The organism is Marinimicrobium sp. ARAG 43.8 (genome assembly GCF_050113635.1).
GTDB lineage: Bacteria > Pseudomonadota > Gammaproteobacteria > Pseudomonadales > Cellvibrionaceae > Marinimicrobium.
On the sequence record NZ_JBNJLT010000001.1, the window covers coordinates 228,398 to 244,913 of the forward strand.

General features: G+C 47.4%; 13 protein-coding genes and 1 pseudogene. 8 read left to right on the plus strand and 6 right to left on the minus strand.

Features of this window, described 5'->3' with window-relative positions; all coding sequences use genetic code 11:
* Window positions 1-141: 141 nt before the first annotated feature.
* Window positions 142-1,326, minus strand: a complete 1,185-nt coding sequence (locus tag ACQCLF_RS00855) for a GGDEF domain-containing protein (protein WP_426984330.1) — start codon at window positions 1,324-1,326, stop codon at window positions 142-144.
* Between the two features lie 1,334 nt (window positions 1,327-2,660).
* Here ACQCLF_RS00855 and ACQCLF_RS00860 point away from each other — a divergent pair.
* From ACQCLF_RS00860 to ACQCLF_RS00870, 3 genes and pseudogenes are all read left to right on the plus strand, one after another.
* Window positions 2,661-3,437, plus strand: coding sequence for a metallophosphoesterase (locus ACQCLF_RS00860; protein ID WP_426984331.1), 777 nt, complete (start codon window positions 2,661-2,663; stop codon window positions 3,435-3,437).
* 384 nt (window positions 3,438-3,821) lie between these two features.
* Window positions 3,822-3,959, plus strand: a pseudogene (locus ACQCLF_RS00865) (IS256 family transposase); the annotation flags it as partial.
* 225 nt (window positions 3,960-4,184) lie between these two features.
* Window positions 4,185-4,328 (plus strand): hypothetical protein, encoded by a 144-nt coding sequence (locus ACQCLF_RS00870; RefSeq protein ID WP_426984332.1) that lies wholly within the window; start codon window positions 4,185-4,187, stop codon window positions 4,326-4,328.
* 377 nt (window positions 4,329-4,705) lie between these two features.
* On the opposite strand, the gene ACQCLF_RS00875 is transcribed toward ACQCLF_RS00870, so the two are convergent.
* The 5 genes from ACQCLF_RS00875 to ACQCLF_RS00895 form a co-directional block, all read right to left on the minus strand.
* On the minus strand, window positions 4,706-5,146 hold the full coding sequence (locus tag ACQCLF_RS00875; RefSeq protein ID WP_426984333.1) for a hypothetical protein: 441 nt from the start codon (window positions 5,144-5,146) through the stop codon (window positions 4,706-4,708).
* 50 nt (window positions 5,147-5,196) lie between these two features.
* Window positions 5,197-5,421: a DUF2188 domain-containing protein gene (locus ACQCLF_RS00880; protein WP_426984334.1), complete on the minus strand. Its 225-nt coding sequence runs from the start codon at window positions 5,419-5,421 to the stop codon at window positions 5,197-5,199.
* A 551-nt stretch (window positions 5,422-5,972) separates the two neighbouring features.
* Entirely contained in the window at window positions 5,973-6,473 is a 501-nt protein-coding gene (locus tag ACQCLF_RS00885; RefSeq protein WP_157209868.1) for a hypothetical protein, read from the minus strand.
* A 161-nt stretch (window positions 6,474-6,634) separates the two neighbouring features.
* A complete protein-coding gene (locus ACQCLF_RS00890) occupies window positions 6,635-6,979 on the minus strand; it encodes a hypothetical protein (protein WP_157209867.1) in 345 nt (114 codons plus the stop codon).
* Between the two features lie 211 nt (window positions 6,980-7,190).
* Window positions 7,191-8,069: a WYL domain-containing protein gene (locus tag ACQCLF_RS00895; protein WP_027330160.1), complete on the minus strand. Its 879-nt coding sequence runs from the start codon at window positions 8,067-8,069 to the stop codon at window positions 7,191-7,193.
* A 133-nt stretch (window positions 8,070-8,202) separates the two neighbouring features.
* Between ACQCLF_RS00895 and ACQCLF_RS00900 the strand changes: the two genes are divergently transcribed.
* The 5 genes from ACQCLF_RS00900 to ACQCLF_RS00920 all read left to right on the plus strand — a co-directional run bounded on the left by ACQCLF_RS00900 (window position 8,203) and on the right by ACQCLF_RS00920 (window position 16,496).
* Complete coding sequence (locus tag ACQCLF_RS00900; RefSeq protein ID WP_426984335.1) at window positions 8,203-9,312, plus strand: SAVED domain-containing protein; 1,110 nt, start codon at window positions 8,203-8,205, stop codon at window positions 9,310-9,312.
* Window positions 9,290-10,597: a nucleotidyltransferase gene (locus ACQCLF_RS00905; RefSeq protein ID WP_426984336.1), complete on the plus strand. Its 1,308-nt coding sequence runs from the start codon at window positions 9,290-9,292 to the stop codon at window positions 10,595-10,597. Before ACQCLF_RS00900 ends, ACQCLF_RS00905 begins: the two co-directional genes overlap by 23 nt.
* Window positions 10,598-12,185: 1,588 nt before the next feature.
* Window positions 12,186-12,980 carry a TnsA endonuclease N-terminal domain-containing protein gene (locus ACQCLF_RS00910; protein WP_426984337.1) on the plus strand — a complete coding sequence of 265 codons (795 nt, stop codon included), beginning with the start codon at window positions 12,186-12,188 and terminating at the stop codon, window positions 12,978-12,980.
* Window positions 12,981-13,075: 95 nt separating this feature from the next.
* The gene (locus tag ACQCLF_RS00915) at window positions 13,076-15,166 is read left to right on the plus strand and encodes a hypothetical protein (protein WP_426984338.1); all 2,091 of its coding nucleotides are present in this window, start codon (window positions 13,076-13,078) and stop codon (window positions 15,164-15,166) included.
* The gene (locus ACQCLF_RS00920; protein ID WP_426984339.1) at window positions 15,156-16,496 is read left to right on the plus strand and encodes an ATP-binding protein; all 1,341 of its coding nucleotides are present in this window, start codon (window positions 15,156-15,158) and stop codon (window positions 16,494-16,496) included. Before ACQCLF_RS00915 ends, ACQCLF_RS00920 begins: the two co-directional genes overlap by 11 nt.
* The last annotated feature ends 20 nt before the right edge of the window (window positions 16,497-16,516 follow it).

Here is a 16,516-nt window from a genome sequence, read left to right on the forward strand (position 1 = left end):
GAAAGCGAAGACGGTCAACGCTTTCGTAAAAAGCAAATTTAGTTCCCTATAAAGAACAGAGTTTCACTCTATCGATCGGCATGGATGATTGTTTTCTTCGGATTGGATTGCAAATGCAATCCGAAGAAAAATTATAAAAAATCACAACCCCAGATCATCGGCTTCAGCTACAACCGTTTGGTTACGCCCTGCTCTTTTCGCTTTGTATACCGCTGCGTCGGCACGTTTAAACAGGTGATTATAATTTTCATGTGGCCCTCGCTCAGCCACACCAACGCTAACCGTCAACACATAGCCATCTAATTTTTCGTTCTTCCCACACTCTACTTCTTGGCGTATTTTTTCAGCAACTTTTTCAGCAGCCATCACATCCGCCAGAGGCAGCAACACAATGAACTCCTCCCCGCCCCACCTTCCGACGAAATCGCTTTGACGGACACAATCCTGTAAAATCTCCCCTAACCAAACCAAGACCTGGTCCCCCAAATCATGGCCAAATTGATCATTAATTTTCTTGAAATTATCAACGTCTACCACCAAAAGACTTAACAACATTTCCTCGGCTGAAAACAGCTGCTCGATGGCGACGGTTAGTCCGTGACGGTTTAATAACCTCGTAAGTTGATCTTTTTGAGACAAATCCTTGTACTCCTGGGTGCGATGCCTTTCCCGCAAGAATTTCCGACGCATATAAACCAAACTGCCCACGCTAGTACACAGCCAAACGAATAGCCACATGCCGATGATACCCCTGTACCACCGCTCCTTACTGACCCAATTCCCGACCACCTCGGCAGAAACTAAGTGAAAAAAATGATCGCCCTCTACCAAGGGATAAGACAGGTCCACACCAAAGGCCGTTACATGCTCAAAGTTAGGTCTACTCAGCTCTCGTGGCACCTTATGTTGAGCCAGCCACCACTCGGCAACATCAAATTCATCTAGATGAATTTCTAAATTCTCCGATATATAGTCAGTAGAAATTTGAGCTTGCAAGAATTTATGAGTTTCCAAAACCTTTCCTTCCGAAAAACCTGGCTCCCGGTTTCGAAAATAATAACGTAGCAGAGGTGAATCACCCCGATACTTTATATTTAAATGCAGGGTTTGGAACTCACTCAAGTCTAGCTCCTTCTGGTCTGAATTACTCATCAGAAGATTCATGCCACAAAAGGATCTTTCCTCTGACGTTGTTACTACACAGCGCCACATGCGCTTGTCAAAGTCGATATACTCAACAGAGTTTAAATCATCAGAGTAAACATAGGCATCCAAATCAAGCGCCACACGGCGTTTTGGTAAGTAGTCATGGGCACCGACGGCCACTATAGTTGCCAAGCCAAAAAAAAATATAAAAGTAAAAGAGAAGCCAATACTGGGGAAGGCGGGTACGCCCAAATAGCAGGGACATATAAATCCTGAACTAGTCAAGTGATGAGTGAAATAGGCCCCTAGAGCCCGAATTATTGACTTTCCTAAGCGACATCGTTAAAGCATCTCATATTGATTATTGTGCCACTATAGAGGCTTTACCGCAATTTCCCTATTTGAACAATTAAAAGCTCCGATTTGGATTAAGCTTACGGGCGGGCTTTTATAGCTAAAATGAATAACGGTGTTCGGACTGAAGGTTCGACGCATCTTAGGTCACGCGTCGGGAGCCGACAATTGGTCACCCCAGAACTCGCAATAGATCCACATCTGTGTCGCAGCCCCATTGAAATAAGGGCGGCACACCACTTTTGGGGCTATCAACGTAGGGTCCTACCATGGCGTCGTTCTACGAAAGCATTATTTGGTGTTTCTCTGCTCCATATCCTCCGAACAAACAGAGACTAACCCCGGGACACCATCTATGGTAGCCTGGTCAGTCGCGGCGTCTTAGGAGTAAAGGCTGCTGATCTCCGCCAACCCCTCGCTTAATTCGCGTGCTGCCAAAAGGGTCCAGGCCCACTTACTCTATCGCTGCAGTATGGAGAATACAACAAGCTCCTATACCTTACTCGCCAAGCTCTAAGCCTCACCCGCGGCAATGACTAATTTTTGACCATCTGATAAAATGGGCCCCCAGTTTCTCGTTCTAGCTATCAATCGCTCAGAGGTAGTACGTCGTGGAAAATCCCAAGTGTGAGAAAGGCCGCCTTTCACAAGCCGAAGAGCGGGAGGAGATCCTCCAGCAGCAGGCCGAGGGAAGCTTTTCGCTGTCTCGACAGCTAGCTGAACATCCCGTTTCTCGTATGAGAGAAAGGGGATTCTACTTTCCCAAAGACCATCCTATCTCGATTTTGGCAGCGAAGAGAGGGCTGCCTCGCCCGTGACACCGTGTATGGAAAGTCCCAGGAGCCGAATTTACTACCAAATGCGCTGAATCTAACGATCTCGCGCAACATCATTTTTATAATATATTGTTATTACCGGGTGGCCAGTAAGTTAATAAGCTTATCAAAGTTATGGCGCATTAATTCTCATCCGGTCTCAGTCGGTGGGAAATATCTATAAAGTTCAACGACTTACCACTCCCCACCACATATTATCCGGGAAAGTAAATATTCTGTAAAATCAACAGCTTACGGTATTTCTGTGCTTGCAAATTGCGTGCGCTCAGCCTACGTTAGTGATACAAACACAGTACTTGGCTCCTCGTTGATTAGTAGGAACAAATGAGACTAGCAATCGCTTCAGATCTCCATCTAGAGTTTTCTACCGCCGACAGGTCGAGGGCTTTGTCGTTTCCCGCAGATCTTGACGTCATCGTGCTTGCGGGGGACATAGCTACGGGAAAACACTCCCTGGATATAATCTTCGACCTGTCGCTCCGGCACCCTACGTCTCATATCGTCTGGATTGCAGGTAATCATGAGTACTACCAACATAATATTGATCAGCAAATAGACGAGTATCGATCCGCCTGCGATGGCAATGATCGAGTACATTTTTTGGAAAACGATTCGGTGGTGATCGATTCAGTCAGGTTTATAGGCTCCACGCTCTGGACAGATTTTTCAGTACTAGGAAATAGTGATCGGCCAATGGCTGTAGCCGACCGAGGCATCAATGATTTTCGCTTGATAAGCACCATAAAAAATGATCGGTTTACGCCTAGAGATGCTGCAGATCGTTTCAAACAAAGTAAGTCATACTTGGAGAGACAGCTTTCGAGCGGTGACTCCAAGAAAACCGTTGTCGTATCTCATTTCCCACCAGGGCTTAAAACGCACAACAAAAACTTTGCTCTTGATGATATGGCTTGCTACTTTCAAGCGAACGTGGACTCTATAATCCAGAAGTACCAGCCCATGCTGTGGATCTATGGCCACAACCATTACAGTGACGACTTCAAGATAGGAAATACCCGATTGGTAAGTAATCAGCTAGGATATCCGTCCGAACAGGGCCGCATCCCTACTTACGATGCGTCAAAGACAATTCACATTTAGCAAGATAGATAGGTTTTGGAAAACCGGTAGCGCAGTTTTACCTATCAAAAGTAATGTTCTTATCATCTAGTAGGCGTAGAGTTTTCATGTAATTGTCCAGTTTTCATCTGGCAATTACGGATTTTTATGGTGTCTGTCACGTCAAGTCTGGCCTACTATATTCTACCCAATAGACCGTAGGCAAAAATCGAGCGTTTCTAGCGCAACCGTGGACCAACCATACCAATTACCTCCTTTCAGAGAATCGTTCATATGAGTAAGCATTCTAGGGCTAAATGTGGCTAAAGTGCAAGCATATCTACTATATACACTACGGTCACCACAGTTATTTCCAGGGCTATAATAAAGTCTGGTGTATGACGCTTGTAACGCCAGGACTCGACCAAGTACTCCAAGTCCATGGAATGCCTTCACATAGACAACAAGCGCATGCTGGCGTTCTACGATTTTCAGGCCGAGTATCAGGGTCATCTAAGGACCACCAAACCGATCGAATCGGTCTTCGCGCCGGTGCAACTTAGAGCGAGAGAACAGACAACTGCAGCAGTCGGAGGACGATGTTGTCAACACCGGTCTATTTTTTCCGCAACTGAGGGATTTAGCATCGGTGCTGACAATGGCGGGGCCAGTAGCGGGACTACCCTAAACACATGGCGCCAACGCTCTGAGCGGGGTGAACGCTTCCGATTATGCTGAAATAGCCTGGAGCGACTCTCATACGTAGCACGCATATACAAAGCGTTACAGATGTTGTTCACTTCACAGGAAGCGTGGCAAAAGTGGGGTCAGCGCCCCAACCAAGGCTTTGGCAGGTATACAGCACTTGAAGACATGCTCGTTGGCCGAATCATTGATCTGGCCGATGTGCACCCCTATCTGGATGGTTGGTAGCCGCCTCCATTCGGGGCCAAATCATTGCAAATTGGTCACCTCACCACAACCGGAGATTTCCCTCGCTTGTTTAATGAGCTTGGCTATACACTGCAGAATATTTGCCGCCAACTAGAGGGGGCGCTAAAAATCATTTCTAGCGATTAATTCTGAAGAAGCTCCACCATTAAATCTCTGCCCCTCAAAATCGCCGGGAGGACTACTCTCGTTTCCCAGTTTTCTGGATCAAAATTGTACAACCTTTATTACCCTCAACAATTATTCCGCATTGCTTTAGCGCATCATTACTCTTATCTCAAAAATAGACATACACTATGATCATTTAAGTTGATACAGCTCGCCTTTAAAAGCAATTACTAAACTTCAATTCCCTGACTTCAAGAACGACCCCTGTCCACCGCCCTGCAAAGCTCGCAGAAGCTGATTCGACAATAAAGGGCAGACAACGGCAATGTACCCAAGGCGAACAGCTGAGTTATTTCTGCCACCGTTTCACCAGAGGTTCTCAAAGCCAAAACTGCAACCCCCCCGATAGAAACACCGGCTACCATCATCGCCAAAGAAGAAACGATGGCAAAGTACGGTTCAATAGAAGCCAGCCTCCGTGCAACATCAGCAGGCAATGATAGCAGTTCTCGAACACTTCTCTGAAGTTGCATGACTAAAGAGCTTAAAAGCCTGGCAAGAGGTCTGATAAGAAACAAGGATCGCCTGGTCACCAAGAGGAAAAATAGCGCTGCCATAGAAGCATATCCAGCTGTTTGCAGCGGGGTACCGTTAAAGAACTCCGCTAAGGACAACATCACACTCCAATCCATAATTTCTACTCCCAGATAGAAAATTTACCCGGCTCCGTAATACTCAGAGCTCATCCCTCTGGTGGGAAGAAATCATTACCGTGGCTGTCCTTGTCTCGGATCTGACCATTAGGTCGATGAATAACAAGCTCCGACTGCTGGTTACGCGCAATCTCTCGCGCGACATCTATTGCTTGCTGCTGTGTGTTGTGCACGGATGTCACTCGATCATTGCCTGCGCCCTTGACGGCCCAACCAGATTCATGTGGTATGACGTGTTGATCTTTTCCGCTCATTCCAATAATCCTAAAAGAGATTTAAATCAAAATTTGAAAAAAATATCTAAAAACAATGTAACTTAAGACGTGTGACAAGGTTTACAGCAGTAAAAGCAGCCATTTGATCGAGCATAGGTTTTCTTTGCTTCTCTGACGGCAGGCGCGCAGCTACTGAACTCACCCAAGTAGCTACGATTACCCGGATCAGGCATCCAATTACATCCGGTGACATGCACCTCGTGATCACCGTTCGCTTGAGCGTTCCGATTCACATAATAACGAGCCATAAAACACTATCCTCGCAGAATTAAGACGTATGAGGTAGATACTACTATTTAAACACCCCGAGATTCAGGGGAATAACGGCTAGGACTAACTCAAGAGAAGGGTGTAATGCGAACACTCACCATACGATCGATGTCTCCCAGCTGCTCCGCTGGAGATTTAATCATGTCGACCCGAGAATGTGAACCACGTCACAACATTAGAATTATCACATTTTTGAATAAACAGAGATTTTTTATTCTTAGTTAAGGATCCTCACACACTCACTATGAGTGCGCGCCTTATTACTGCTTGGCTAACCACGGTACCATTGCATGAATAATAGCCATGGCTGCGATTACGAAATCGAGCCTTAAATCTCCGCAGCCATACGTTATACGTTCACCAGGCCGAGCAACGGGTAGCTCTATATATCGTTTATTAAGTGGCTTGACCGACGGATCGATCTCACTTAGTAGGTTAACCTGCTGCGCAAGTTTGCTCAGGTGGTCCATCGAGAGAACCTTGGTGTTATGTGCCAATTCATTTCGAATGGTATTGACTACCCGCAACGCTCTGACAAAGGGGATAGGCATACCAAATGCCGTAACCAAGGGAATCTTCTGTCCGAAGTACTTTGGAATTTTTATATATGGTCTCATAGCCTCCGTTATTTTCTCACGAAGGAAAGCATCCAGTATATTATCAAGCACCAAATGCATACGAAGGACTGTTCCCACTTCGTCCTCCGATTCCGCAGCACGAATTAAGGTTTCCGTATCTAGAAAAGCTGAATCAATCTTCAATCCCCCCCCCTCGACCTAAACCTAGATAAAGTTAATCGATTTATCCAAATCCGGGGAATTAAGGTTCCTAAAACAACCAAGGAAATCTAGTATGGGAAACAGTACTATCTCAACTAGATTGTTCATTCACTAACCCCTAAAATTCGGAACTAAGCACGCTTTCAACCAGGAAAAACGCTTGGTAAAGTCATGGCAAAAAGAAAAGTAAGGAAAATCGTAGCAGCCACAATTAGTTGTTTCCCCCAGAAAGATTTGGAAAGAATCCAGCGATCATCACCTGTTTTCTGATATGCGAAAACACAGGTTTTAACAATCACAAGGAACCCCACCATTGGTGCGAATACCGGCTCCGTAAAAGACAACACTGGCAAATAAGCCCTATCAAACACCGAAGAGGCTTCCATTCGTGCATGAATTTGTCCAACTACAAGCAATATGGCCGTTACCGATGAAAAAATTCCCAACGTTACATACCAATGAAATTTTTCTGACGAATCAACAAGCATGGCTATCTCTCAAATTACATACAAAAGCTTTTACTTAAACGCTTAACGGCTACAGAACACCTGTATTGCGGCGAGAAGACTAAATAGCGCCGGCCTTTTCACCGTGAGACGCCTTCACTCGAAAGGGTGTTGAAACGAGCGTCTGGTGATAGGCGTGTAGACAAATTGCGGCCCCAATAGTATATACCGTTAAATCTGCAGGTTTATTCAGTTACTGCACCGGGTCTTGCTCAATGCCAGGGGCGATTTTCAGGTTATCAACACCGTACAATGCTTGCCTATTTTTTAGCCACAAATGGTATTCTGCTCCTCTAAGCGATCCTTTGGAGGTGCAGTCCACATTCCATCGCCGAAGCAAGTAGCCGGCTACCGCTGCTCGGATCTTTAGCGGCAGCACCCCATTTTCCATCCCATAGTCCGCTTCTATCGTCTCTTTATGGTCCAGTTGCGGGTGCGCAACGATCTCCAGCTCCACAATCCGATTCCACTGAATGTCCTCCGATGACAGCTCGTGATCTTCGATTGGGCTATCCGGGAGTAGCTTTGGCCGAGTAATCCGAGTCAGCACAAAGTCTGTAAAGCGATTGCGCCTGCGATCATAGGCTCGGATATGCCAGCGCAGCCCGTTATCAACCAAGTAGAAAGGGACAACCTCTCGAGTAGTGAAGCCGCTCGATACTGAACGATACTCGATTTGAGCGACTTGTTTCTTATAGATCGCTCGAGTTAGTACGGAGAGGACATCCAGGTCTGGTTTACTGAGCTGAGAAGGCGTCTCACAGGGTATAAACGGCTTCTGGGCAGACACGGTATCGTCACCCACACCTTTCGACAGCGCGGACAGCACCCGCTCCGACTGATAGTCAAATAGCGGTTGGAATCCCTCCGTCACCTTATAAAGCTTGGCCTTCGTGTCGTACTCGATATTGCCGGGCTTTAATTCCCGGTATTGAGCCAAGTCCCTAGTAGCAGCGGCCTCCTTGATACCAAACCGCTTGACCAAATCATTTCGTCCCACCGATCCCAGAAAGTAGAGCCTGAAATCGATGTGGGCCAAACGCTCTTTCTGTGCCTGGGCTAAGTCTTCCACGGATATATCTTCTTCGTTATGAGAATAAGTTAGAGAGGATACCCGATTGAACCAATATCCGTCAATATGATCTATTGACATCATCATTTTGATGATGATACCTTATCTTTAATATCTTGACCGGGTGAAAACTTTGAAAATTTTTACTGATTTCCTAGAACTGCTTTTGAGACTCCACTTTCGACGCGCCACCGGCTGGGTTGGCTATATCCTTGTTGTCGCGGGAATCTACCTAATATCCCCACCATTTTATGTTGATTTACTTAACTTACTCCTCGAGGAAATTGACTTAGGACGACTGCCGACGCAAGAACCTATGCCGATACTCAGTGTGCTCCTTATATTCCCAGGGGTAGCTTTGGTCGTCATCAACCACCTTTGGGCTCCAAAGCGTAAGGAGGTTATTGGCGTCCGTCATAACTCTCTGGGGACCTTCCCAAAATATGATCTCAAGAAGGACTTACCCCTGGCTCAACGATTCGAAACTTACCGGGAAATCGACGTCGACCACAGCGACTCCTACGCCAATGGCCTCCTAAACGACCATCGCTCAGTCATCCGACGACTGGATAAGGTCCCCCAAGAACTCGGAGGGCTACTGGGCTCCGCGTCCGGCTCCTTGATCGCTTACTACGGATTACCCCATGTTCCCCTTGCCTTTTACCTCGGTTATTTGCTTTCAGATAACAAGTTCAATGTAGATCTCTATGAACTTGGCAATCAGACCCATCGCTGGAACCGCCTGACAGCGGGAAAGGAGTCTCTGGAGGTCGATTCTACGTTAGACCAGATTACGCCATCAGATGCCAGCGGGGACATAATTATTGCTTTTGGTATTAGCTACCCCATCCATCAAGCCGAGATTGATGAGCTAGATATACCGGACATTCTGGCAAAAGTAGAAATCAACGCTCGCCACCCTCAAAGGGAAGTGGTCACTAACCTGGACCAAGTCGAGAAGATCTGCACCGAGTTCCGACGCGCCTTGGAAGAGACGAAAAACCGGTTTCCAAACCGCCAGCGCATCCACCTGTTTTATGCCGGACCAATATCGCTCTGCTTCGCGCTGGGACAGCGCATCAGCGAGAGAATCGACCCGGAGATCATGGTTTACAACTTCTCAGCAAAGAGCCGCCCCCGCTACGCCTGGTCGTTGACGTTAAATAGCCCCGAGGCCCTGTCAGCTACCTTCTCCTCTCACGTACCACAAGGAGCCGACAATGCCTCAGTACAATATGCATAGTGAGCTGAACACCTTCTACGAGAATCATGTTCGGCTAAAAGACGAGTTCGACCGTTTACGATCCCTCCGCGATACAAACCTGAAACGGTTGACCGACGGCCTACAGGAAATGGGCCGACCGACCTTCGCCAAAAGTTTGCTGCAAGGGAGTATTGCGATGCATACCGCGAACAAATCCACCAACAACGACTACGATATTGATATCGCCGTCATATTTGAGGAGGATGACCTTCCGGCCTCGCCGCTGGAAGCCCGAAAACGGGTGGCGGAAGCCATCAAACGGAAGGCGAACGGCTTTTCTCGGGACCCCGAGGCCAGGACCAACGCGGTCACCATCTGGTATTCACTAGGATATCACGTTGATATCGCGGTCTATCGCCGACGTGAGAACTGGCTCGGCCAAGAGACTATTGAACATGCCGGAGCCGACTGGACACCGAGGGATCCCAAGACCGTGACCGACTGGTTTATTGGGGAAGTATCCACTCAAAGCCCCGAAAAGGGGCTCTTTGTGACCCCCCAGGTTGCCCCTAAGCAGATGCGGCGGATTGTCCGCTGGATAAAAGCCTTTACCAAGGGCCGGGAGGGCTGGAACTTACCCGGCGGATTCATCATCTCTACACTCGTCGCCGAGTGCTACCGGCCCAACAATGATCGAGATGACATTGCACTCTATGACACGCTACGGGCTATAGAGTCCCGTTTGAAACTGGGTTGCACGGTCTACAACCCCGTAGACCGGTCGCAAGAGCTTACCGATAAGCCTAAGTTCTTGAAGCAGGTGAAGAACCTGAGGCGACGCCTTGGATCAGTATTATCCAAGCTGGCTGTACTATTTGATGACAACTGCAACGATGAAAAGGCGAACAAGGCTTGGCATTACATATTTCAGCACACATTCTGGACGCCGCAAGCGATCGCCAACGCATCCCAGAGCCAGGCAAGCCATTACCCCCATGACCTTCAGCTCACCATGGGCATTGCCGGATCAAAGGGTGGCTTTATTAAGAGTGAGAACGTTCGTAGTGGTCGGTTTCTTCCCAAGAGAGTTCATCTTCGATTTAAAGCCCAAACGAATGTCCCTCCTCCGTATACCGTGATGTGGGAAGCCATAAACTCTGGAGACGAAGCTGAGGCGGCTAATGACATGGGCCATCAAGCGACATCCAACGATCTAATGCACTGGGAGCATACGTCATACCGAGGGCGTCACGAGCTGATCTGCAGGATCGTGAAAGCTGGAGAAGTTCAGGCAACCGCCAAGCACGTTGTCAATATCAGGTGACAGAGGTGTTTAACGATCGCCGGGAGTGTCTGACACTATGAAACTGCCATTTGGCCTGATTCAGGGGCGTCTGGTTTCAATCAATGAAGTACAGGCCGGCCGGGCTTGCGAGGCGCTTTGCCCTAGCTGCTTGGGACCATTGGTGGCACGTAAAGGCCAGGTGCTGGTCCACCACTTCGCTCATGATGGCCATCAGACTGGGCCGGGTGGGCGGTCACCCTGTACCCAGGGATACCACGTCGCCCTACAAAAAATGGCCGGTCAACTGCTTTCAGACGGGAAAAAACTCAATCTGCCACCGTTGACCATCCATGCAGAGCGTCATGGCCGATTTGTAGGTTTACGCCGAAAGCACCAGGAAGTGGTCGCAGCGGGCGCCACCCTAGTTATCACCAAAATTCTTTACAACCCGACTCTGTCTCCAGACGCCCAACCAAGTCTGCTTTGCACCCTCGACGGATTCGGACCGCTCGCCATTGAGCTCAATATGACTGGCCTCCCACGGCCTAAAGCCAAGCAGGCATACGCCAGACTGAGCGTCAGCTGTATCGAAATCGATTTTTCCGAGATTGCAAGGCCAAAAGAGAACTGGCTCCCTACGGAGAATGACATCCGAGAGCTACTCTACGACAGTAAGATAAAGCGTACCTGGATCTATCACCGGGATGCACCGGCAATCGAAACAGCGCTCAAGGACGCATTGACGTCAGAGGTTCTAGGGGAGGAGCGTAAGCTCCGGGAGAAGCGTAAGCTGCGAGAACGGCACCGAACTCCCGGAATGAAAAGTAACCGGCAGCGCCCTGTACGCCAACCCAAACCACCTCCCCGTCCACCGAATACCCCTCCGCCAGAGGCAAGAACCACTCTCTGGGCATACTGCCGCCCATGTAGTCATTGCTGGGAGGTGGACATAAGTTCCGGGAGACCAAGCACGGTCACTTGCCCAATGTGCCAAGATGACGTGAATGTATAATTGAGGAGCTCGACCACAGCGCCTATAAATTATTCAGAACTCTGCGCTCTCCAGTCCTATGTTTGCTAATGGCCATATAAACTAACCCACCGTCCCTGGGATTAAAGTAGATGGCCATTGACACCCAGCTCTGCTGGATATCCTGTGATGACAACTCATGATCTTCGGTCGAGGTATCCAGCAGCAACCTTGGCCTCAATGCTACTGTAAAGTCCTTTTCGAAACCTAAATCTCGGTAAACTCACCGTTTATTAGGACCACCATATAAATTTCTTCCCGCTGGTAAGACCATGTTGGATTAACCCCAATAAGTTTAATAACTACAAGTTGTATATATTACTTTTAATATTCCTATTCTACATGCCGGTAGGTGATTCGCTCTACTTTATCTACGTCATTGAAAACCTTCGAAAAAATCCTTGATCCATTTTCATTGGTCCCATCCTACGCGAGTCTCTCGATCTGCGATTTATATATTACAGTATATAAATCAATGACTTACAGCATAAATCCCGGTCTCGACAATCGCTGAATTTATGGTATTCCTAAAAAAGTAACCTACTAGAGACCGATTAACCGATGACTAAAAACTACGCTTTAAACACGGACCAAGCCATGAAAGAGCTTGGCAAATGGAGGACGCTCTGCGCCTCCATAGGCGAGTATCGCTCGTTCGTGCGTGTATCCCAAACAAAATTTGTCGGCCGCCGCCATCTACATCTGTGCCCGCGTCAAAATCGACCCATCACATTGCTGTCCGACGGAGAGTATCGAGCCTACCAGATGCTGCTCTGGCGATCGAACGCAACGGCAATCTATGAGCAATTCCCACTCGATATCGAGGAAACTATTGATATTTCTGACGAATTGGGAGTCATTCACCCAAACGGATGGGACAGAAAATCTCGTATCCGCTACGCACACGTTATGTCCACCGATTTCTTGGTCAACCACCTAGACTGCAGGACAGGCGAGACAATCTCAACGGCCTATACATTCAAATACCACAACTCCATTTATCCCCTGGAGTTGAACCGGAGCGTTCGGCGGACCTGGCAAAAACTGGATATTGAGAAAGAGTTCTGGAGACGCCGTAACGTTGAGTACCGGGTCATAACGGAACGTGACGCCACTAAACCCATCGCATACAACCTTGATTTATGTCGGTTTGAGTATGACCCTGACGCTCAACTTGATGTCCTAGGCCAGTTCTCGAAATCATTTATCGCCACATGGTGTGAAAACCGATTCGTGGATCTACGAACGATCATCGAATCGACCTCTCAATCTATGGGAATTACATCAAAGCGCGCCATCACGATTTTTAAAAACGCGATTCTTTACAGAGTACTTCCCATCAATCTCGACAATCGAATTGAGTTCTACAGAGCCGTGGAGATGAACATATGATACCTAAGGGCATGCATTACCGAAACAAGAACAAATCCATCGTCTATCGAGTCTGTCATGTTTGGCTGGAAGGTTCCTGGTGCGCTGTAGCCGATATGACAAAATCGCTTAATGCCACTCATATATCTAAGCCACGAGCATGGAAAATCGAAGAGTTCCTGGACCACATCCATAGAGAGCAGATGATTCACGATGAATCTATAGAGCTTCCAATAGAAATAACAATGAGCGATGATCAATTGCGTATGAAAGGTCGCGCAAAATGGCTGGATAAGCGCGACCAAAAAATGGACCTTATCTCAAGTCTAACGTCGGATGAGATTATAAGAAAGTACCTTTATGGATATGGAATAGCGCCAGAGATTAAAGAACTGTGCGAGAAAACCTTAATCGTCCGATCAGCTTACTACAGTGCGCTAAACCGTTTTATCACAATGGGACAAACAAGAAATGCCTTACTCCCATTCAAACTTCGACATTGTGGAAATAATTACAAAGTTTTCTCGGACACAGACAGCCCTGTAAGCAAACGAGGACGGGGCGGCAAAAACAATGAGAACTCGTTATCAAAGAGTCGCGGGATAACACTGCTTGACAAAGACCGCATTAGTACCTTATTGAACGAGTATATGAGAATCTTCGGCAGGCCAACGATTCGCTCTCTAGTGGATTATTATAATGCCTGCTATCAAATGGTAGAAATCCAATCATCCGACCCCAGTAAACCCAGTGTTTACAGAGAGCCATTACCTGAGAAAGAACGACTTTCCGAAAGGCAGATCGAATACCACATTCGAAAAATTATTGGCGTTGAAACAGTCCTCAGACGTCGAGTCGGAGAAATTACCTATGCGAAAGATTACTCACAAAAACCTGGGAGCGCACGAGATGGAGTTGTTGGGCCGACCCACCGTTACGAAATTGACTCCACAACCATCAATGTCTATGTCATCAGTCCGTACACCGGCGAAATCCTTCTTTCGATTGGAAGACCAACGGTCTACATCGTTGTAGATGTATGGACCACGCTATATGCGGGGGTCTACATTTCTTTGACTGGAACGAAACAGTCGGCATTCGCCGAAGCCCTATACAACGCAATGATGCCAAAAGTTCCTTTTGCCGCACGATTTGGGATCGAGATTGAGGATCATCAGTGGCCAGCGCATCATCGCCCTCTCCAGTTAGTTATGGACAATGGTACCGAGAACAGTCCGAAGTTTGCTGAGAGCGTTCTGAGGGCGGGTTCTAACATTGAGACTGGATCGTGGACACCCGCCTACCGAGGAGACTGCAAATCCATCGTGGAGCGGGCGCTAGGATCACTGACACCAAATGTCAACAGACTACCTGGCAGCGTGACCCCGGATACAGCAAAAGAAGCGGAACACCCTGCGAATGGTGCCATGTTCACTCTCGATGACCTCTATCGCTCTCTAATACGTGAGATGCTGGGAGCAAACAGTACCAAAAACCGAATAAAATCGAGGGATTTCGACATGGCGGCACATGGCACTGGCTCGAATCCCAATGACCAATTCATATTTGGGCTCGAACGGAGGATGAATGGTGGGTACCCAATTGAGACTGAGGAACAAATGAAGCAAGTACGTTGGTCCGTTCTACCGGAGGAGCGAGCTCGGGTAACAGAGAACTGCGTCCTATTTCGAGGACTTCGTTATCATCATCCGTACGCTGAGGAACAAAACTGGTATACGACGGCTAGCCGAAATGGACGGTTTGACATTCTGGTGAGGGTAACTCAATCATCAACCGATTGTATATTTTATCGTACCGATGAGGGCCAGATTTTATCTTTTGTACTTCAGGACATTGATGAGCAATATATGAATCAACATTGGGATATTGTTATCGATCAACTGGAAAATGAGAAACAAACTATACATGAGAACAAAATTAAAAAAGCAAACGTCAGAGCCAAAAACATGGCTGAAGACGCTGACACTATAAGGCGTGCGAAAGCCTCTATGAGGAAAAGCCCTGACCGCACCAAAGGCATACCACGCGACGTCAAGGATCAAAAGTCCTTGCATGCTGAAATCAATCAGCGAGTCAATGATGCAGAAACAGTAAAACAGTTATCTGACGGAGGTATCGCACTGGATCCTACAACGGAAATGAACATAAATCCTATTGAAGAGGCCTATAACAACTATGAACAGTAAATCCCCGTGGGTAATCGACGCACAATACCATGAAAAGCCCGATACTTCTCTGAACGGAAATCCGCTAATCGAAGCAGTCTCCGTAATCATGGATCCCGACACGATAGCTCATCGACTTACGAGACGGGTGGAGGTACCCAGTAACTTCAATGAAATTCCGAGATTATTCAGAAGTACAATTCTCGAACAGTTGAGAAATCAACACATTCCTCATCCATCGAGCGTTTCACTCTACTACAAAATCCTAGAGAAAATACTGTGTGGATACAGAGACAAAAATCCGTTCACTGCAAATGCACAGCGTCGTCTACATGACATCGCAGAACAGGGGTGGACAAAACCCTCCGAGTTCAACGGAAATCAAGTCACCGGGAGAACGACAGCAGACTCCTGCGTGGCACATGGCCCCTCAGGCACTGGAAAAACCACGACCATTCGAAATGTTTTAAACCTGATACCTCAGGTTATAAATCACTCAGAGTACGGAGGATCCCCGTTTATTCAAAAGCAGATTACGTGGATTTCTCTGGATTTTCCATCCACACCCTCATTCAAGTCCTTAGCACTGAATTTTTTCGAGGCTGTTGACAACGCTCTAGGTACAGATTACCGCCAGCATTGGTCAAACGCAAAATACAAATCCGTCGATGATTTTTTGAGCGGTGTTCAGAGGGTTGCCGCCGTGCACTACATAGGGCTTGTTCACATTGACGAAATCCAGTGGATTAAAACATACGGTACAAAATCCAATTGCCCAAACCTAATTACCATCGAGGCATTGTTCAACAAGATTGGGATACCGTGTCTACTAAGCTGCGAATCCAATGGGATGGAAATATTTCAGGCCAGTGGCCATACAAATTCTAGAAAACCTCCAGACTTCACCACGGCTCGACGTATGCTATCAGATCATGAATACAAATTTCAGGGCCACTATATCAACGATGAAGCGTTTTTAGAACTATTCGAGGCGTTCTTTCCAACGTCGCTAACACATGGTCTTGTTATAGATCAGGATTTCAAGCAGCTTTTCCACTATTGCACAGCCGGGATACCGGCGCTCATCGCCAAGGTCGCGCATCTTTTTCACGAGTACAACCAGGCGCTTACCAAGCCAGTTCCTGCGATCGACCTCCTGAGGCATGTTCATCAGTCACAGGGGGCGTCACACGAGTCCTTCCTCCCCGCCATGAGAGAACTGGTTAACGCTAAACATCGTGGAACAAAACCGAAGGTTAAACGCGCTTCGAAATCGAGGTTACCCAAACCCGATCCAAATCAGCTGCCGTTCCTCAACCCTAAGAACCCCCCTTCGGTTTCTGAAAACTGATCTATATAGGAATTCAACCA

What these genes read in the sequence shown, in the direction of transcription:
- ACQCLF_RS00860 (WP_426984331.1), top strand. Translation starts at nt 2,661, where the DNA reads ATGAGACTAGCAATCGCTTCAGATCTCCATCTAGAGTTTTCTACCGCC.
- ACQCLF_RS00870 (WP_426984332.1), top strand. Translation starts at nt 4,185, where the DNA reads ATGTTGTTCACTTCACAGGAAGCGTGGCAAAAGTGGGGTCAGCGCCCC.
- ACQCLF_RS00875 (WP_426984333.1), bottom strand. Translation starts at nt 5,146, where the DNA reads ATGGATTGGAGTGTGATGTTGTCCTTAGCGGAGTTCTTTAACGGTACC.
- ACQCLF_RS00880 (WP_426984334.1), bottom strand. Translation starts at nt 5,421, where the DNA reads ATGAGCGGAAAAGATCAACACGTCATACCACATGAATCTGGTTGGGCC.
- ACQCLF_RS00890 (WP_157209867.1), bottom strand. Translation starts at nt 6,979, where the DNA reads ATGCTTGTTGATTCGTCAGAAAAATTTCATTGGTATGTAACGTTGGGA.
- ACQCLF_RS00905 (WP_426984336.1), top strand. Translation starts at nt 9,290, where the DNA reads ATGCCTCAGTACAATATGCATAGTGAGCTGAACACCTTCTACGAGAAT.
- ACQCLF_RS00910 (WP_426984337.1), top strand. Translation starts at nt 12,186, where the DNA reads ATGAAAGAGCTTGGCAAATGGAGGACGCTCTGCGCCTCCATAGGCGAG.
- ACQCLF_RS00915 (WP_426984338.1), top strand. Translation starts at nt 13,076, where the DNA reads ATGACAAAATCGCTTAATGCCACTCATATATCTAAGCCACGAGCATGG.
- ACQCLF_RS00920 (WP_426984339.1), top strand. Translation starts at nt 15,156, where the DNA reads ATGAACAGTAAATCCCCGTGGGTAATCGACGCACAATACCATGAAAAG.